The 19,753-nt window shown below is 72.1% G+C and carries 9 protein-coding genes and 1 tRNA gene; 9 read left to right on the forward strand and 1 reads right to left on the reverse strand.

Annotated elements, in window-relative coordinates:
- Nucleotides 1-95 precede the first annotated feature (95 nt).
- The 4 genes from ACGH2B_RS18955 (at nt 96) to ACGH2B_RS18970 (ending at nt 10,073) form a co-directional block, all read left to right on the forward strand.
- The gene (locus ACGH2B_RS18955) at nt 96-1,892 is read left to right on the forward strand and encodes a PD-(D/E)XK nuclease family protein (protein ID WP_399090862.1); all 1,797 of its coding nucleotides are present in this window, start codon (nt 96-98) and stop codon (nt 1,890-1,892) included.
- Nucleotides 1,885-3,165: a hypothetical protein gene (locus ACGH2B_RS18960; RefSeq protein WP_399090865.1), complete on the forward strand. Its 1,281-nt coding sequence runs from the start codon at nt 1,885-1,887 to the stop codon at nt 3,163-3,165. The genes ACGH2B_RS18955 and ACGH2B_RS18960 overlap by 8 nt, the downstream gene beginning before the upstream one ends.
- Entirely contained in the window at nt 3,158-6,922 is a 3,765-nt protein-coding gene (locus tag ACGH2B_RS18965; RefSeq protein WP_399090868.1) for a hypothetical protein, read from the forward strand. Before ACGH2B_RS18960 ends, ACGH2B_RS18965 begins: the two co-directional genes overlap by 8 nt.
- An 82-nt stretch (nt 6,923-7,004) precedes the next feature.
- Nucleotides 7,005-10,073, forward strand: coding sequence for a pPIWI_RE module domain-containing protein (locus ACGH2B_RS18970; RefSeq protein WP_399090871.1), 3,069 nt, complete (start codon nt 7,005-7,007; stop codon nt 10,071-10,073).
- 358 nt (nt 10,074-10,431) lie between these two features.
- Here ACGH2B_RS18970 and ACGH2B_RS18975 read toward each other — a convergent pair.
- Nucleotides 10,432-10,504 (reverse strand) — tRNA-Arg (locus ACGH2B_RS18975).
- A gap of 311 nt (nt 10,505-10,815) precedes the next feature.
- Between ACGH2B_RS18975 and ACGH2B_RS18980 the strand changes: the two genes are divergently transcribed.
- The 5 genes from ACGH2B_RS18980 (at nt 10,816) to ettA (ending at nt 19,752) form a co-directional block, all read left to right on the forward strand.
- Nucleotides 10,816-12,609, forward strand: a complete 1,794-nt coding sequence (locus tag ACGH2B_RS18980; RefSeq protein WP_399090874.1) for an ATP-binding protein — start codon at nt 10,816-10,818, stop codon at nt 12,607-12,609.
- Nucleotides 12,606-14,897: a GTPase gene (locus tag ACGH2B_RS18985; RefSeq protein WP_399090877.1), complete on the forward strand. Its 2,292-nt coding sequence runs from the start codon at nt 12,606-12,608 to the stop codon at nt 14,895-14,897. Before ACGH2B_RS18980 ends, ACGH2B_RS18985 begins: the two co-directional genes overlap by 4 nt.
- A gap of 396 nt (nt 14,898-15,293) precedes the next feature.
- Nucleotides 15,294-15,947 carry a single-stranded DNA-binding protein gene (locus tag ACGH2B_RS18990; RefSeq protein WP_399090881.1) on the forward strand — a complete coding sequence of 218 codons (654 nt, stop codon included), beginning with the start codon at nt 15,294-15,296 and terminating at the stop codon, nt 15,945-15,947.
- Nucleotides 15,948-16,404: 457 nt separating this feature from the next.
- The gene (locus ACGH2B_RS18995; RefSeq protein ID WP_399090885.1) at nt 16,405-17,793 is read left to right on the forward strand and encodes an LAETG motif-containing sortase-dependent surface protein; all 1,389 of its coding nucleotides are present in this window, start codon (nt 16,405-16,407) and stop codon (nt 17,791-17,793) included.
- 294 nt (nt 17,794-18,087) lie between these two features.
- Nucleotides 18,088-19,752 (forward strand): energy-dependent translational throttle protein EttA, encoded by a 1,665-nt coding sequence (gene ettA / locus ACGH2B_RS19000; protein ID WP_399090888.1) that lies wholly within the window; start codon nt 18,088-18,090, stop codon nt 19,750-19,752.
- Nucleotide 19,753 lies beyond the last annotated feature (1 nt).

Genomic DNA, 19,753 nt, shown 5'->3' on the forward strand with positions numbered 1-19,753 from the left:
CATGCTGAGTCGAGTCCGAGGTGTCGTTCATGGCCCGCGAGGCCCGACGGCCTTGGACGTCCACCTGCCCTTGCCGCCCTACAACGGGGGTCACCATGCAGAATCCACCGGGCGTGGCCGGAGAGCACTGGCTGATCAGGGCGAGCCCCCGGATGGCTCGGCCCGACGCCGCGGCCTGCCCCACCCACCGCCGCATCGCGATGCGGCCCCAGCTCGTCGCCGAGCCGGCCGCGCCATTCCGATCCACGCCGTACGAGGAGTTCGGATTCGGCCCGCTCTTCACGGCGCTCGACCGCGTAGAACACGACGGCCGATCCGTCGAGCAGGTGCGCGAGGAACTGCGCAGCACCCGCGGACCGTTCCGTGGCAGGGGCGCACCGGTCCACCCCGCACACCTCGCGTGGACCGCGCACGCCCTGGAGCGGTACGTCGCGGCCCGCGCCCGGGAGCAGGCCGCCGCCGCAGAGGCGGGACTGCCGCCCACGCTGGCGGTCAGGCAGCCCTGGACATGGCGCACCCGCCGTCTGGACACACCCGATGCGCGTGGTGCCCGGCAGTACGAGCACACCCTGTGGGGCCGCACGTACGCCTCCGCCGAGGGGACGGTGCGCGACCTCTGGCTGCCCTCGCTGGGCCGGGCCAAGACCAGCCGCCCCGGCGCCGAACTCGGGGCCGTGGCGCAGGTGATGGCGCATGGGGCGCCCACGCCCCGGCGCAGGGCGCGGGACGCACCCCCGGCCGAGGCGACCGACACCGGCCGGCCGCCCGCCCTGGTGCGCGTCTTCGACATCGGGTGCGCCGACGGTTCGGTGGAACCGCTGCTCGGCGCAGCACCGTCGTTCGGTGAAGGACCCGTCGAGGCGAGGAATCGGTTTGAGGCCGAGGCCGTGCCGGCGTTCCTCTCCACCGCGACCGCGACCGGCACCAGACCCGGCGAGAGCTGCGTCGACTGCAAGGCCATCACCGGCTGTACGGATCTGAGGCGCACCCCGGGCCTGTGGGGAGGGCGACCCACGCCTGTTACCCGCAAGCGCCGTTCCGTCTCCGCCTGGGACCTGCGCCTGTACGCGGAGTGCCCTGCGCAGTATCACCTGGTGCGGCGTCTGCACCTCAACGACCTGTCCGGCGAGAACGAGGGGGCCCGGCGTGGCAGGGTCGTCGACTCCTGGCTGGACGCGCGCCACGAGGAACGGCCGGTGCGTGGTTGCCGGGACCGTGCGGCCCCCGACCCGGACGTGCTGCGGTCGACAACCGGTCTGGACGAGGCGGCCGCGCGTGAGGCCGCCGCAATGCTGGCCGAGCACCGGTTGCTGTGCCCGCTCGACGGACTCGGTGCCGACGAGCAGGTCCTCGTGCAGCATCGGGTGACGGCCTACGTTCCCGAACTCGACGTCGTCGTCCTCGCCGTACCCGATCTGGTGTACACCCATCGTGGCCGGTGGATCTGGCGCGAGACGAAGACATCCTCCCGCCCGCTGTGGGAGCGGGATTCACTGCTGCGTACGTATCCGCAACTGGCACTCGGTGTATTGCTGTTCCACGCGGGGGCGCTGGGCGACGACCCGCGCCGCTCCTGGGTCGAGCTGGAGCATCTGCGCGAGGGGCATGGGGAGAGCAGGCTCGAACGCATCGATCCCGGGCGCGCCGAGATCGTCGACGAAGCCCGGCACGTCATCTCCGGTCTCGCTCAGCCGCTCCTTGAGGACACCACGTACGAACCGAGGACCGGGCGCCACTGCCACGGCTGCCTGGCGCGCACCTGGTGTCGTCCGGGCCGTGCCTACGCCGCCGACCATCCACTGCCGAACGGCCCCGGTGCGTCCTCGTCCGCCGACGGGGCCGGGGCGAGTGCCGAGCTGACACCGCGAGGGGGTATCGCGTCCGATGACTGACCCGACTGACCGACATGCGGCCCCGGACTGGCTGTTCAACCGGGACGTCGTGCTGCTGAGGGACGTGGCCACCGCCGTCCTTCACCTGGCGGCCGTCGACAACCTCGACGCCTTCGTCCTGCCCTATCCGGCCGGCGCGCAGCGCGCCCTGGACGCCCTGACCCTCCAATGCCTGCGCAATGGGGCCACGCCCCCGGCCGGCGTGCCTGAGATGGTCCGCTGGGCCCGCGCCCGGCCGCTCAGCAGCTGGCCCCTCGACCAGCTGCCCGCCGACCTGTTCGACGCCGCGGACCGGCTGATCGACGACAGCTCAGGAGAACCCTCCCAGCTCTGCCACGAACTCTCTGTGCGCGGACGCGGCGACAGCACCGGGCGGCAGTACGACCGCATGGTCATTCACGAGGCCCTGCGGGTCTGCCGCGCGATGTCGGCGCCCGAGTCGTACACGGCCTTCCGTCGCCTCCTGGTCACCCAGCCCGTGCTCACGCAGGACGACTGGGCCGAGGTCGCCTGCGACCTCTTCCTCGACCCGGTCCGCTTCCTCGTCGAGGAGATCTATGCCCCTGTCCCCGCCGGGTTCCGGCGCGAGGGTTCGTATCTGTGCTGCCACCGCTGCCTGACCCTGCTGCACCCGGTGTCCGACACTGAGTGGTGGTGCGAGCGGGATCAGTGCCGCCACCAGGGCCCCGCACCGCACGGCCGGGTACTCGTGGCGGCAGAGACCGGAGAACTGCGCCAACTGCGCAAACCGTTGCGGCTGTTCGTCACGGGGCCCGGGCAGGCGGAGATCTCCCTGGAGAGCGAGCTTCGAGGGCTGGGGCTCGCCGTCGAGATGTGGCCCAACTTCGACTCGTACGACGTGCGTGTCATCTTCCCTGACGGTCATGTGTGGGCCGTGGACGTCAAGGACTGGGCACATCCGGCGTTCCTCGGCCGCAGCGCGACCGCGGTGCGTGCCGAACCGCCCTACGACGAGGCGTGCTGGGTCGTCCCGGAGTTCAGGGTCCGCGCACGCCGCGACTATCTCGACAGCTACGCCAAGGAGCGGGGCGCCCAGGCGGATGGACTCAGGCTTCTGACGGATCGGCAACTCGTGCGGGCGGCCCGGCTGCGACTGGCCGGTGACCGAGGGCCGGATGCCTCCGTCGGTCCGCTGCGCGCCAGAGCGGACGAACCGCCGCGCCCCGGCCGAGGGAGCGCCAGACACCGCCCCATGGGCAACACGACCCCGGCCGAGGACGCCGGGCAGGAGGACGGAATGGACGATGCGTGACCGCAGTAGTTGGTACCAGCCGGTCGTGGCCGCGCTCGGACCCTGGCCCGAGGAGCACGCCAGGACCCGGCCCGCCCTGCTCTGCCAGGTAGAGCTCGCCCTGCGGCTGATGGAGACCGTGGCACCCGGCCACGCCGCCGACGGGGCGTGGACACTCCTGGGCGGCTACGGGCTCGCCTTCGCACGCGCCGCGAAGCTGCCCGTGGGCGCCGCGGAACAGGTGGCACTGGCCGCCGCCCGGCACTTGCTCTGGCCGATGCGCCGCGGCCGGATGTGGCAGCAGTCTCTGGACGCGTACCTGGAGCTCCCGGAACGGCTGCGGGCATACCGTGTCCCGGCGCAGGGGGAGGCGGCATACCGGGTTCCTCCCAAAGTCGCCGCCGACCGCTTCGCCGTGTACGACGAGGCGCTGGCGAGCCTGCCGGGCTTCGCCGTCCAGCCGATGGATCAGGCGGAGGCGGGCGAGCATCGCTTCATGGACCGCCGCCACCGGCGTACCTCCGTCACCATCCCGGCCGACCTCGTACGGGATCCCCTACCGGGCCACCCCCTCACCGCCGGACGCCCGGCCACCGCAGGGCCTCTGGAGGTACCACTCGACGCACTCGCCGACGTGGCACGGTGGATGGACGAGGAGGAACGACGGCGCGGCCGCAAGGCAGGAAACTGGGCCCAGCGCCTCGACGACCTCGATCTCGATACCCGTACCCCCGACGGAACTGCCTTCGCGTCGGCCTCCGCGCTGCCGCTGGACCGGCTCACCCACCTCGTCGGCATGGTCGGTGCGGGTAAATCGACCCTGATGACGCTGCTCGCCGTCTGGGCGCACCACAACAGCCTGCGCATCACACTCGTCGTCGGCGATGTGGCCGAACAGCTCACCCTGACCGAACTCTTCCGCGGACTCGGCCTGAATGCCGCCCTGGTCCAGGGCGGCACCACGCGACCCCAGCACACCCAGCGGCTGCACCGCAGGCTCGCCGCGCGTGGAGCGCACTCCTTGCTCGCCCACACCGACGCGACCTTCAGGCACCTCAGCACCGCCTGCCCGCTGGACGCGCTGCGCGCGCTCGATGCATCGGAGCCGCTGCGCTACAACGACGCGCCGTGCGGCGGCCTGCACCCCGTGCGCAGGGACGGGGCCGGCGCGGGCGGTGACGATGTGACGGCCGAGAACGCCCTGCGCGAACTCGAACGCGCCCGCGGTGTTGTCGGCAGGCAGACTCCCGAGGACGGCGCCGGAGAAGAGGAGGAATGGGGGACCCCGCGCGCCTGCCCTCTCTGGAGCGTCTGCCCCCGGCATTCCGCCGCGCGCGACCTCGTCGACGCGCTGATCTGGGTGGCGAACCCTGCCAGCCTCGTCCAGACGGCCGTTCCACGCCAGCTCAACGCAGAACGCCTGCGCTACCTGGAACTGGCCTGCCTGCGCAGCGACATAGTGGTCGTCGACGAGGCCGACCGCGTACAGATGCAGCTGGACCAGATGTTCGCGCCGTCGGCCACCCTTGTCACCACCGGTGTCTCCGAGTCCTGGCTCGACCAGTTGCAGACCCATGAGATCGCCGAACTCGCCCGGCAGGGACGACTGCCGCTCTCCGACCAGGACGTGGAGCGGTGGTCCGCCGCCCTGGATATCGTCGGCACCGCGGCGGACCGGCTGTACGCCATGCTCATCGACGACGAAGGGCTGCGGAACTGGGCACAGATCGACTACTTCAGCGCATGGACTCTTCAGGAGAAGCTGCTGAACGCCTGGTATCCGCTGGCGTCCGGCCGGCCTGTCCGGCGTCCTGACGGTACGGAGGGGGCGGACGTCGAGGACGAGCTCGCGCTGTACGAGGACGAGGGCGAGGGCGAGGGCGACGGCGCAAGGGAAGGCTTGGGAGAAGCAGATTTCCCTGAGTCGGAGGCGCCCTGGGCGCACCGCCGCAGCGAGATCACCGGGTTCTTCGACAAGTTCCGGGACGATCCGCTCGGCGGGCAAGGCCCCTATATGACGCCCGCCGACGAGCTCATCGCTCTCGCCCACGACGTCCTGCACACCCTCGACGAGAAACGGACACGCGGCCGGGTCCGCGCGCTCCTCGACTCCTTCCTCGTCGGAGCGCCGGGGCCCCAGCAGCGGCCACCGGCCACCGCCCGGCAGGGCATGGAGCCGGCGCGCGAGGAAGTCCCTCTTACCGAGGAGTGGCGCGAACTGAACGCACGGCGACTGGAGTTCACCCTTGTTCTCGCCGCGCTGCACCAGCGTCTGGACCGGGTGACCTTCCTGTGGCCCCAGGTGGAGGCGGCGCTGCGGCTCGACGCGGCGAGCCACGAACTGACCCGCCGGCCACCTCTCGACTACGCGCCGCTCGTGCCCGAGGCACCCATGGGCAACGTCCTCGGCTTCCAGTACCTCATCGACGAACGGGCGGCCGCCCGCGACAAGGACGGCCGCCGCACCGGAACCCTGCGTTTCTTCCGCTGCGCGGGCGTGGGCCGCGAAATGCTCCTCGGCCTCCCCCAGCTCGGCGCCGATCCCGCCCGGGAGGAAACCGGTCCACACGTTCTGCTGATGTCCGGCACCAGCTGGGCCGGCACGTCCACCCGCGCCCATGTCCTCGCTCCCGTCCGAGCGGTCCTGAAACCGCAGAGCAAGGCGCTGCGGTCCATCCGGGACACCGTGTTCCGCACCGAGTTCCTCTACGACGAGGCCGGGCAGCCGATCCGTCTCTCCGGGCAGGACCCTGACAAACGCGAAGACGTCCTTCGCCTGATGATCGACCGTCTGGCCCGCCCCCGCAGGGACGGAACCACCTCTCCGCTGCAGAGCGAACTCGCCCAGATCCCCGACCAGCGCCGCAGGCGCGCCCTGCTTCTGGTGGGCAGCTACGCGGAGGCCGGGGCTGCCGCCACGGCCCTGGACGAGATCCCGCGATGGCGCGGCCGGGTACGCGTCCTGGCTGCCGACGACGCGGAACTAGAAGCCGCGGTCGACGGCACCGCGGCGGGCGGGAGCCGGACACGGAGCACAGGAGCGGTGCGGCGCGGAGACCTCGCCTCCTTCGCCGAGGACCCGGACGCCGAACTGCTCGTCGCTCCCCTGCTCGCCGTAGAGCGTGGGCACAACATCCTCACCACCCCGCAGCGTCCCGGCGAGGAAAGGGTGGCGGCGTTCGGAACGGCGTTCTTCCTGGTCCGTCCCCACCCCCGTCCCGATGACCTGTCCCTGGCCGTGTTCGCCATCAACGACTGGGCGAGCCGGTTCATACGAGGTCAACTGGACAGCGAGGGGGCGGCGTTCGGTGATCTGGTGGCGGAAGCCGACGGTCTGGACACGGCGGGCGGCACCTTCCGAACCGTAGCCCGCCGCGTCTGGAGGCACGTGCTGTCCCGTCCCTACATCTACTCCTCGCTCTCCGACAGCGAGCAGGAGTCCTTCGTCTGGGACCAGCTCGTCACCATCTGGCAGGTTATCGGCCGCCTCGTCCGCGGTGGTGTACCGGCCCGCGTCGTGTTCGTCGACGCCGCCTTCGCACCGCGACTGGCCGCGGCACAGGCACCCGTCGCAGGCAGGAGCAGGCGCTCCCGTATCAGCGACCCGGGGCTGCTGGTACGCCTCCGAGACGTCCTCGCCCCGTACTTCAGCGGAATCGAGAACACCGCCGGCAGGCCCGACCCTGCCGACACCGAACTCGTCAAGCTGCTCTACCGCCCGCTGTACGAGGCACTGTGCGGCATGGATGCTCCGCCCGCGCCGCGCCGCACCGACTGACACACCGGGACGCCGCCGTTGCCAAGGCTGTCGAAGACACGGCGCTCCACCGACCACGTGCGACATCGCAGGGAGAACGGACATGTACCAGCACATCCGCCGATCCGCCTACCACCTCGCCGAGGACAGCGAGCCCTGGACCGAGGACTACCGCGCCCTCGCCTTTCCCGAACACTGGCACGCGGACCTCCTCGAACTGCACAACCACGGGCGCGACGAGGAGAAGAGGCAGCGGACCCTGCCCACGCGCCGGCTCGACGGCGTCCTGCAGACCCTCGCTCCCGACGTGATCGTGCGCCCCCGCCCCCGGGTCCCTGTCGAGCCGGGGCCGGAGCAGAGCCCCCCGGCCGCCGAGGACTTCTGGATGTACGTCCCGGCCTCGGCGACCGACCCCCTCCCGGATCGCTCCCTGCGGCAGCTCCTGGACGCATGGCTGCGCACTCTCGGCCCTAAGGGCGCGGGGCAGGCCCCCGCGTTCCGCTCGCTGCTGCTCGCGAGCAGCGCCGACCTCAAGCGGAACATGCCCGAGTGGCAGTCGGTCACCGGCGTCGAACTGCTCACCGGCCCCGTCACCCCCGGCGGGACCGCCGCCCCCGCCCTTCGGCAGTTCCAGCTCGCCACCGACGCGTTGGCCCGCCGCATCCTGTCCCTCGACCCCTATCGCTTCGAAGGAGGAGAGCTGCGTTTTCGGGCTGTACCTCGCGGGCCTCGCGACCAGGGGGCCGAACTCATGTCGCAGCCGCTGTGCCGGACGGTCAAGCGCAAGGAGTGGTGGTTTTCCGTCGTACTCAACATCTCCCTGCACACCGCACCGTTCGACGCCAGGCCACGTCTGCACCTGCACTGGGGCGTACGGCGATGGGCGACGCATCCGCGGGCCACCACCAAACGCCTCAACCTCCCCTATCGGGAAGCCACCACGGTCTACTTGAGGCCCACCATCCCCTGGCTTCCCGGAGCACCGCCCACCGAGCGCTACGCACTCGCCCGACTGCGCCGGGACCGGGCAGCGGACACCTTCGTCTGGTCCGAGAACGACACGGCCGGCATCCTGCGCGGACTCAGCCTCGCCGGCAATTTCCCCGACCCTGAACAACTCCTCGCCGAACCGGGCTCCTGGATCGGCGAGGGTGGAGGGGTCCGCGCCGCAGTGGTGCACAGCACCCGGATGGGAAAGCACGAGATCGGCACCGGCTTCATGCCCAACCAGCGTGCCCAGCTGACCGAATGGGCCGAACAGGCCCTTCCCGAGCCCGTGGTGCGGGTACCCGATCTGAAGCGGGGGCGCGGCAAGGGCATCGGCGCACCGGGGAACCGGCGGCCCAAACCGAGGACCGACGAGGCCAAGAAGACCGAGCTGCTGCGCGAGACCCAGGCGCGCAGGGCGAACCTCGCGGCGCAGGCGCGGATCGCCGGCCCGGCCCCGCACCCCAGTGGTCGACCGTTGGTGGAGGTCCGGTTGCTGTGGCAGTCACCAGAGGTACGCAAGGAAGCGGTGGCCCAGTTCGCGCACGCCCTGGGTCTTGATGGTGACGGCGGCGCCTCCGCAGCCGCGATCACGGACCGGGACTTCGACGAAGCCCGGCCCGGGGCACCGGTCGTCCTCGAATGGCAGACGGAGGAACTCACCCTGCGGCTGCGGTGCCTGCCCCTGGCCGACGGACTCGGAGACCGGCTGGTGCCTGACCCGGCCGTCAAAGGCAAGGGAGCGGCCATCTCGACGGCCATCGTCGAGCGCCGCAAAGCCCTGGACTCATGGCTGCGCGCGGACGGCGCGGACCCTGGCCGCGCTGAACTCGCCCTGGTGGAGATCGCCCACCGCAGCACCTTCCGCCCGTCGACGACGGACCCCAAATTCGCCGTTCGGCTGGGGTGCGCCGACGCGGGCGTACTGACCCAGTTCGTCGTGACCCCCTCCACTGACCGGCAGATCGACAACGCGGACAGCATCGGGCATCGCACCCACAGCTCCTGGCTAGACGGGCTGCGTCAGCTTGGCGTCCGCGTACTGCCGCAGCACACCCTCGGCGACGACCTGCCCGAGGGGCTTCAGTACGCCGCCGTCTGGATGGTGAAGCGCCGCAAGGACGGTCCGACCCGGCTGCCCAAGCACCTGCCCGTGGCCGTCCTGGCCACCCCCCTGCCGCACGCGACGGGGCAGGCTGCCGTACGAGGCTGGGACGACGCTGCGGGAGAGTGGGTGCCGTATCCGCGCTTCCTCCTCGGCCTGGTGAAGCAGGCCGAGATCGATCCCGAGGCATGTGCGGAGCTTGACCCGCAGGACGGCGGCCCGCAATCAAGTGCCCCCCGTGTGACCGGCAAACAGTGGCGCACCAACCTCGCCCAGCAGCGCAAGGAGACCGCGGCATTCCTCCAGCGCGTACTGCACTCGCTTCGCGGCCAGCCCACCGCGCTGATCACTCACGCACAGAACAGCAGACTGCACTGGCCGTGGCTGCAGGACGGCCGGATCGAGCAAGATCTGATCCGGACGGGCCACGCTCCCGCGGGTCGGCTCGACGACGAACTCCGCCTTGTGCGCGTCCGAGGGTGTGGCGGACGGGAGGCCGCGCAGTGGTGGGGCCTGGCGGAACCCGGTAAGCCGCACGGCCAGCCGGCCGGCTTCTGGGCCCAGACCATCCCGTCGCAGGGCGGGGCCCCCGCAAGTGACCGAACCTTCTACAGCACTACGGAACGCCCCGGTACCCACGCGGTGTCGCCCTCCCTCGACCGCCTGGCCACCCGGGTCAATGCCGCGGGCAACCTCACCTCGCAGGCGGGCACCAACGCATGGAACCCGACCTTGCTCGAGATCGCAGTGCTCGGCTGTCACGCGGACGACGACCCGGACGCCCCCGCCCTGGGCAAGCCGGATGAGGCCGAGGCTCTGGCCCTCGCCCTACACCAACTGCGCCAGGCGCCGGACTATGCGGCGGCGCTTTCCCTGCCGCTCCCGCTTCACCTGGCGGGACTGGCCCAGGCATACGTCCTCCCGATGCTCGTGGAGAGTGATGTGAGTCCAGCAGGGGCGATGGCGGAGTCCGCTGTGGAGGGGGACCAGCGGAGCGCGACGGAGGACGATCCGGACCCGGACCTCATGGACGCGGCCGGACTGACCACGGAACCCCAAGCGGGATACGACGATGAGTGAAGCTCTTTTCCGGTGAACGCTTGCGCTTGGCCCGCTCCGAGCCGACGATACGGGCCGCCCAAGCTTTGACCCTGGCTCCTGCCCCGTGAAGCCCTCCAGCCAAGAACAGGACAGGCGCCGCTTTGGCGCCAGCCCTGTTCTGACCTGATGGCCCTTGAGTATGACTCTGACCAGCGACTTCTCTATCGCTAGGAGTGGCGCGCATGATTTGTTGCCTCAGCCCGGGGGACGCATGTGGGATGGGGGGCCCTGATGTGGGGTGCGAAACGGGGCAAAATGACGCCTCGGGCGATGGAAAAGCCCTCCGCGAGTGATCTCGCGGAGGGCTAAAAACAGGCTCTGACCTGCAAAAACTCTGCGCCCCCGGCAGGACTCGAACCTGCGGCCAAGCGCTTAGAAGGCGCCTGCTCTATCCGCTGAGCTACGGGGGCCGGTGGTGGACGTGGATCACGGACCGCGGACAAGGATAGAGGTCCGGGTGCCTCGTCCCGGTTGCTTCACCTCCGTGGCACGTTGTGGAGATTCCGTGAAGCGGTCCCGATAATCGCAGGCAGGTACGAATCCTGCATCGGTTTTGGCCGCTCAGGTGGCGGCTGTTGTGCAGTCGTTATGCCTGCGGGTCGCTCGCCCCGATCGTCTCATGCGTGGCTCGTACCGTTCTGTGGTGGTTTTCATGGCGCGCACACAGGTGTATACGCTTCAAAAACCCAACTAAATTGGGCATTCTGCACATGTGGCGACCATGGACGTACGACCCCGACTCATCGACGCCTTGTCCGTACTGCGCGACCGCGTCGACGCCGCACGTTTCCCGCTGCCGCTGAGCGGCGCGGCCCGCGCCCGGCGCAGCAGGGACGAACTGCTCGCCCAGCTCGACGACTACGTCATGCCGCGGCTGCGCGCACCCCACGCCCCGCTCCTCGCCGTCATCGGCGGCTCCACCGGCGCCGGGAAATCGACGCTCGTCAACTCGCTCGTGGGCCGCCGCGTCTCCGAAGCCGGTGTTCTGCGCCCCACCACCCGCACCCCCGTCCTCGTCTGCCACCCCGACGACCTCCACTGGTTCGCCGGCCGCCGCGTCTTGCCCCACCTGGCCCGCCTCTGGGTCCCCGAACAGGACGGCCCCGGCCCCGGCACCCGCGAACCCCGCCGGAACACGGCCCGCCCCCGCCCCGCCACCGCACCCCCGCACCCCGCCCACGGGACGGACGGACCGTACGACGGGGACCACGGCGCCGCACCCGGACGGCACGGAGCGCCGCGCCCGCCCGGCGGACGCCACCCCGCGTACCCGGACGACACACCGCACGGCCCCCGCGACGAGTCGCCCGTCCCCACCCTCCGCATCGAGACCGACCCCGCCCTCCCCGCCGGACTCGCCCTCCTCGACGCCCCCGACATCGACTCGCTCGTCGCCCGCAACCGCGAACTCGCCGCCGAACTCATCTGCGCCGCCGACATCTGGGTCCTCGTCACCACCGCCGCCCGCTACGCCGACGCCGTCCCCTGGCACCTGCTCCGTACCGCCAAGGAGTACGACGTCACCCTCGTCACCGTCCTCGACCGGGTGCCGCACCAGATCGCCGCGGACATCTCCGACCGCTACGCCGCCCTCCTCCGGCGCGCCGGACTCGGCCACGTCCCCCGCTTCACCATCCCCGAACTCCCCGAATCCGCGGGCGGCGGCACCGGACTGCTGCCCGCCAGCGCCGTCGCCGCCCTCCGCGACTGGCTCGCCCGCCACGCCCAGGACCCACCCGCCCGCACCGCCGCCGCCCACCGCACCACCGCCGGCGTCATCGCCTCCCTCCGCAGCCGCCTGCCCGCCCTCGCCGGTGCCGCCGCCGCCCAGCACGCCGCCGCGGTGCGCCTCGCCGCCCGCGTCGAGGAGGCGTACGCACAGGCCGCCACCCGCGTACGGCGCGAGATCGCCGCCGGGGAGGTCCTCGCCGGGGACGCCCGCGCCCACTGGCGCGACCACGCCCGCGGCGGCCGGCCCGACGACCTCCTCGACGCCCTCACCCACGGCCTCACCGCCCTCCTCGCCTGCGCCGTCGAACGGGCCGACGAACACACCGCCGACGCCTGGCGCCACGACCCGGCCGCCGCAGGCATCGCCCCGGCCGGCGCCGCCACCGGCACACCCGACCGCCTCGGCGTCGCCGTCCGCCGCTGGCGCCGCTGCCTGGAGGAGCTCGCCGAGGAGGAGATCCGCGAGGCCCGCGGCGGCCGGGCCGCACACCGCCCCGGCTCCGTCACCCCCGACGAACCCACCGCCCTGCTGGCCACCGCCCTCCTCGGCGGCGACCGCGCCCGCACCGCCGCCGAACGCCTCGCCACCCTCCTCGGCGCCCGCAGCACCCTCCGCCTCCACGACCGCGGCACCCGCCTCCTGACCGCCCACCTCGACCGCGCCCTCACCGCCGAACGCCAACGCCGCCTCACCCCCCTCGAACAACTCGCCGTCCCCCCCGACCAGCAGGCCGAACTCATCGCCGCACTGTCCGTACTGCAGAGGGAGAAGGTGACCGGATGACCGGGGGAGCCGACGACCGCGGGAACGGGACAGGGGAGAGGACGGACGAGGGGACGGAGCAGGCGGCGGGCGGGCCCGGTGGCGTTCTCGACGTCCCCCGGGGCGGCGAACCGGCCGCCCCCGGCCACCCCGCCCCGGTCCCGCCGCCCGCCGCCGGCACCTGCGCCGCGTGCGGCCTCACCGGCAGGTGCCACGCCTGCCGGGCCCGCGGCGAACGCGTCGACGCGGCCCCGCCCCCAGGACCCGCCTCCGCCACACCGCAACCGGACGGGGCCCCGGCCCCGGACACCCGTCAGCCTGCGGCAACCTCCCTGCCCGGCCCCGCCCGCCCCGGTACGGAACGCGGCGCCGACGCACCGGAGGACCACCGGGACTGGGCGGCCCGCACCGTGGTCTGCACCGACGGCCGCCTCGTCACCCGCGGCACCGCCTGGGACGACGGCCTCATCGCCCGCCGCGCCCCCGCCGGCGCCCCGCGCACCGACAAAACCGCCCGCCGGCGACGGCGGCTGCCCACCCCCTGGAGCCCCCGCACCCCGCAGGACACGGGCCCGCACCCGCACCCCGAAGACGGCCGCATCGGCCAACAGGGGAACGGAACACCCCCCGCCGCCCCATCGGAAACGGCCGCGCCCGCACCCCGCGACGTCCCCCCGGACCCCGCACCCGGCCAGGCGTTTCCCGGCGCCTACGGCTTCGAGCGGAACCCCGGCCACGCGTCTGGCGACCTCGGCGACACCCTGCGGACCCGCCTGGACGCCCTGCGGCAGCTCACCGTCCTCTCCCGCACCCGCCTGGACGGTGCCGTCCTCGACGACGCCGGACAGGTCCTCGACGCCGCCGACGCCCGCCGCCGGCTGTCCGCCCGGCACACCGTCGTCGCCCTCGCCGGCGCCACCGGCAGCGGCAAATCCTCCCTCTTCAACGCCCTGGCCGGCGCACCCCGCTCCCCGGCGGGCGCCCAACGGCCCACCACCGGCGAACCCGTCGCCTGCGTCTGGACCGGCGGCCACCCCGGCGCCGACGGCCTCCTCCACCGGCTCGGCATCCCCCCGCACCACCGCCACACCCCCGCCCCCGACGCCACCGGACTCGACGGACTCGTCCTCCTCGACCTGCCCGACCACGACTCCGCTCGGACCGGCCACCGCGCACAGGTCGACCGGCTCCTCCAACTCGTCGACGCCGTCATCTGGGTCGTCGACCCGGAGAAGTACGCCGACGCGGTCCTGCACGAGCGCTATCTGCGCCCCCTCGCCGGATACGCCGAGGTCACCTTCGTCGTCCTCAACCAGATCGACCGGCTGCCCGGCGACGCCGCCGACCAGGTCGTCGACGACCTGCGGCGACTGCTCGACGACGACGGCATGGCACTCGGCGAACACGGCGAACCGGGCGCCACCGTCCTCGCCCTCTCCGCCGCCACCGGCACCGGCGTCGACGACCTCCGCGACACCCTCGGCCGGTTCGTCGCCGACCACGCCGCCGCCGACCGCCGCCTGACCGCCGACCTCGACACCGCCGCCGCCCGCCTGCGCCCCGCCTGCACCACACAGGGCCGCGTCACCCTGACCGCGCAGACCCGCCGCGCCTTCGACAACCGGCTCGCCGAAGCCGTCGGCGCCGCCGCGACCGGCCGCACCGCCGAACACGACTGGCTACGCCACGCCGAACGGGCCTGCGCCACCCCCTGGGCCCGCCTCCGCGACCGCCACACCCGCACCCCCACCGGCCTCCATGTCTCCCCACCCGACCGCGCCGCGGCCCGCCCCGTCGTCGAACAGGCCGTACGGAACCTGGCCGGTGAGGCGACCCGCGCCCTGCCCGCGCCATGGGCCCAAGCCGTCCGCGACGCCGCCGGGCGGGGCGCCCGGGAGCTGCCCGCGGCGCTCGACACGGTCGCCGCCGAGGCGGAGGAAGCACTGCTGCCGGGGCCCGAACGGCCGAGATGGTGGACGGTGACGGCCGCGCTCCAGGCGCTGCTCTGCGTCCTCCAGGTCGTCGGCACGGTGTGGCTGCTGGGCACGGTCACGGGCCCCGCGCACGCCACGGGATGGCCCGCCGCCCTGGCGGTGACGCTCCTCGGCGCCGCGGGCGCACCCGCCCTGACCTGGGCATGCGCGGTCGCGGCCCGGGCCCCGGCGCGCCGCCACGGGCAGGAGACGGAGCGGCGCCTGCGGGACGCGGCGGCCGACTGCGGCCGGGCCCACGTCCTCGAACCGGTCGCCGCGGAACTGCTGCGCTACCAGGAGGTCCGGGAGCAGTACGCGATCGCGTCGGGGGCGTGAGGGGCGCGGGGTTCCGGGGCTCGCCGTCCGCTGGGTTCTCTTGTCTCCGTGGCCTCGTGTTCTCTCGCCCTCTCGTGTTCCCTCGCCCTCTTGTTTTCCGCTTGTTCTCTCGCCTTCTTGTTTTTCCGCGTGGCTGGGCCGTGTGTGCCGCGGCGTCTGCGGGCGCTTGTGCGGGGCGGTGTATGTCCGTGTTTCTCCGGGGTGAACTTCCCGTTCGGGTGGCGGAGTTGTCCCCATGGCGGCCGGTCGTCCACAGGGCCGAGCGGCGCCCGGCCGATGCCCGCAGCATGAGAACGGTCCACGCGGGCAGCGGCGGTCCGGACGATCCGGAAGCGGCCGCGCCACGGAGAAACGCAGGAAAGGGCGCCGGTGACGGTGGCCCGACGAGGGGGCGCGATGAACGACACGATGATCACGCTGGTGGGGAACGCCGCCACGGCGGTGGAACACCGGCAGACGCCGACGGGCGTGCCGGTGGCGAGGTTCCGGCTGGCGGCGACACCCCGGCGCTGGGACCGGGCGCGCGAACGGTGGACGGACGGGGACACCAGCTTCTTCACCGTCAAGGCGTGGCGCGCACTCGCCGACCACGTCGCGGCCTCCGTGACGGTGGGCGAACCTCTGCTGGTCCAGGGCCGGTTGCGTGTACGGGAGGGCGAGCAGTCCGCGGACCGCGGCGGACAGCGATGGATCGCCGCGGAGGTCGAAGCGGTCGCGATCGGCCACGACCTCGCCCGGGGAACCACCGCGTTCCGCCGGACGACACCCCGGCCCCGCACCGAAACACAGCCGGGAGAACGTGCCGGAGGGGGGAGCGAGTTGGTCCCGGATTGGTCGACGGGGGGAGGCGCGGCGTGGCGCGAGGCGGCGCCGGTGCCGCCCGCGCCGGACGCCGGAGGTGGCGGGGGCGCGGCTGAGGCCGCCGCGAGGGCGGCGGAAGGCGCGGCAGCGGGAGAGGAGGAGAAGGAGAGGGCGAAGGAGAGGGCGAGGGAGAGGGCGAGGGAGAGGGAATCGGAGGGCGGTATGGAGGGGCTGGTGGTGAAGGCGTAGGCGAGATGTGGGGTCGGTGGGGCCTGTTCCGATGCTGGGTTCGGCCTCGCCGCCCTGCCTGGGGGCTTGGCCTCGCCCCCTGCTCAGCCTGCTCTTGGGGGACGGGGACGGGGACGGGGACGGGGACGGGGACGGGGACGGGCTTCGGGCCTTGGGGCTTGGGCGTCGGCTCGTGCTGGGTGGGGTGAGGCGGGGGGACGGGGGAGCGGGGAGGGAGGGGGGAGGGGGAGGGGGAGCCCCCAGTGATTTATCGATAAACCCAGCCCCCACGTACGACCCTCGATAACGATTGCGATTCGGATCGCTTGCGGGGGTGTGATCCTCGGGACCGTGTTGCGGCTTCTCCCTAGGATCCGACGAGTACTCACGGGGGCTGATCTGTTCAGCTGTTGAGTTGTCTGGGATCTTTCCGGCGAGGCTTCTCCCCACTCGACCGCCTCGCCCAGAGGGGAAATTCATGCTTTCGAGGAAGAGGCGGGGCGCAGCCCGCCTTGCCGCCGCGGTCCTGGCTTCGGGCCTGGTCGCGGCGGGTGCGATAGCCACGGCGGGACCTGCCGCGGCGGACGAGACGGTCGCGGGGCACGGCGGTGCCACGGCCACGCTCGGTGGATTGAAGATCTACGACCAGGCGATCGTGCACGGCGAGGGTGGGGACCAGCCCCTCGGCGCGGGCCTGTTCGAGATGTCCGTGGACAACGGTGGCACGCTGCAGACGTACTGCATCGACGTGCACAACCCGACGCAGCAGCAGGCGAAGTACCAGGAAGTGCCGTGGAGCGCTTCGTCGCTGCACAACAACGCGGACGCGGGCAAGATCCGCTGGATCCTGCAGAACTCCTACCCGCAGGTCAACGACCTGGCGGCGCTGGCGCAGAAGGCCGGTGCGCGGGGGCTGAGCGAGAAGACCGCGGCGGCCGGTACGCAGGTCGCGATCTGGCGGTTCTCCGACCACGTCAAGGTGGACGCGGTGAACCCGGCGGCGGAGAAGCTCGCCGACTACCTGGAGCGCAGCGCGCGCAACCTCGCGGAGCCGAAGGCGTCGCTGACGCTGGACCCGCCCGCGGTCTCCGGTAAGTCCGGCAGCCGGCTGGGCCCGGTGACGGTGCGCACCAACGCGGACAGCGTCGCGGTGTCCCCGGCCGCGGACCTGCCGTCGGGTGTGAAGGTCGTCGGCAAGGACGGCAAGCCCGTCACGAGCGCCGCCGATGGCGCGCAGCTCTTCTTCGACGTGCCGAAGGGCGCGGAGGACGGCAGCACCTCGCTGACCGCGCAGGCCGCCACGAAGGTGCCGGTCGGCCGGGCGTTCACCGGTATCGGTGAGCACGCGAAGAGCCAGACGCAGATCCTGGCCGGCTCCAGCGAGTCGACGGTGTCGGCGACGGCGACGGCGTCGTGGAAGAAGCAGGGCGCGGTGCCCGCGGTGACCGCGCAGAAGAACTGCGCCAAGGGCGGGGTGGACGTCACCACCACCAACCGTGGCGACGAGGCGTTCCCCTTCTCGGTGTCCGGTAAGGACTACGAGGTCGCGCCCGGTGGTTCGAAGACCGTGACGGTGCCGGTGGGCGAGGACCAGCCGTACAAGATCACGGTGAAGGGTGCGGGCGGCTTCGAGAAGACGTTCTCGGGGGTGCTGGACTGCAAGACCGCCGGTTCCGGTGGCGGCAAGCCCACCCCGCAGCCCAGCCCCGCGTCGGTGGGCGGCGTCAGTGGAGGCGACACCACGGGCGGTGATCTCGCCGAGACGGGTTCCAGCAGCGCCACCCCGGTGATCGCGGGCGTCGCGGTCGTCCTGGTGCTGATCGGCGGCGGCGCGGTGTTCTTCCTCCGTAAGAAGAAGACCGCGTAACACCTCCTCGTGAGCGGCGGCGGGCGGCGCCCCTGGGCGGGGCGCCGCCCGCCGCCGTATGCCGGGGCCCGCCGTACGCCGGGGCGTGCCGCACCGCGCGGTCCCGGGCCCCGGCGGCTTCCGCGGGCCCGGCGGCGCGGCCCGTTCCTCCCCGGGGCATTCCCCGACGCGTTTCCGCCAGGGCAGGGCCGTACGGCAAGATGGGTGTATCTGCCCTCGCGCGGCCACGCCGCTTCATGGCCCACGCGGCGGAGCCCCTAGACCCGCACGATCCAGACTGCCGGACGGTTTCTCTTGGCTGAGTACATCTACACGATGCGCAAGACGCGCAAGGCGCACGGTGACAAGGTCATCCTCGATGACGTGACGCTGAGCTTCCTGCCGGGCGCGAAGATCGGTGTCGTGGGCCCCAACGGCGCCGGTAAGTCCACGGTGCTGAAGATCATGGCAGGTCTTGAGCACCCCTCGAACGGTGACGCGTTCCTCTCCCCCGGCTACACCGTCGGCATGCTCCTGCAGGAGCCGCCGCTGGACGAGTCGAAGACGGTGCTGGAGAACGTCCAGGACGGCGCCAAGGAGGTGATGGGCAAGCTGAAGCGCTTCAACGAGGTCGCCGAGCTGATGGCGACCGACTACTCCGACGAGCTGATGGAGGAGATGGGCAAGCTCCAGGAGGACCTCGACCACGCGGGCGCGTGGGACCTGGACACCCAGCTCGAGCAGGCGATGGACGCGCTGGGCTGCCCGCCCGGTGACTGGCCGGTCACCAACCTCTCCGGTGGTGAGCGCCGCCGTGTCGCGCTGTGCAAGCTGCTGCTGGAGGCGCCCGACCTGCTGCTCCTCGACGAGCCCACCAACCACCTGGACGCCGAGTCCGTGCAGTGGCTGGAGCAGCACCTCGCGAAGTACCCGGGCACCGTCGTCGCCGTCACCCACGACCGGTACTTCCTCGACAACGTCGCGGGCTGGATCCTGGAGCTGGACCGCGGCCGCGCCATCGGCTACGAGGGCAACTACTCCACGTACCTGGAGACCAAGCAGACCCGTCTGAAGGTCGAGGGCCAGAAGGACGCCAAGCGCGCCAAGCGGCTCAAGGACGAGCTGGAGTGGGTCCGCTCCAACGCGAAGGGCCGCCAGGCCAAGTCGAAGGCGCGTCTGGCGCGGTACGAGGAGATGGCCGCCGAGGCGGACAAGATGCGGAAGCTGGACTTCGAGGAGATCCAGATCCCGCCGGGTCCGCGTCTGGGCAACGTCGTCGTCGAGGTGGAGAACCTCTCCAAGGCGTTCGGCGAGAAGGTGCTCATCGACGATCTGTCGTTCACGCTGCCGCGTAACGGCATCGTCGGCGTCATCGGTCCGAACGGCGCGGGCAAGACCACGCTGTTCAAGATGCTCCAGGGTCTGGAGACCCCGGACGCCGGTTCCATCAAGGTCGGCGAGACGGTGAAGATCTCGTACGTCGACCAGAGCCGCGAGAACATCGACCCGAAGAAGACGCTGTGGGCCGTCGTCTCCGACGAGCTGGACTACATCAACGTCGGCCAGGTCGAGATGCCGTCGCGGGCGTACGTGTCGGCGTTCGGTTTCAAGGGGCCGGACCAGCAGAAGCCCGCCGGGGTGCTCTCCGGCGGTGAGCGCAACCGCCTCAACCTGGCGCTCACCCTCAAGCAGGGCGGCAACCTCCTGCTCCTCGACGAGCCGACCAACGACCTCGACGTCGAGACCCTGTCGTCGCTGGAGAACGCGCTGCTGGACTTCCCCGGCTGCGCCGTGGTCGTCTCCCACGACCGCTGGTTCCTCGACCGCGTCGCCACGCACATCCTGGCGTACGAGGGCGACTCCAAGTGGTTCTGGTTCGAGGGCAACTTCGAGTCGTACGAGAAGAACAAGGTCGAGCGGCTCGGTGCCGACGCGGCCCGTCCGCACCGTGCGACGTACAAGAAGCTGACCCGGGGCTGAC

The sequence above is a fragment of the Streptomyces sp. BBFR2 genome, assembly GCF_044497305.1.
Taxonomy (GTDB): Bacteria; Actinomycetota; Actinomycetes; order Streptomycetales; family Streptomycetaceae; genus Streptomyces.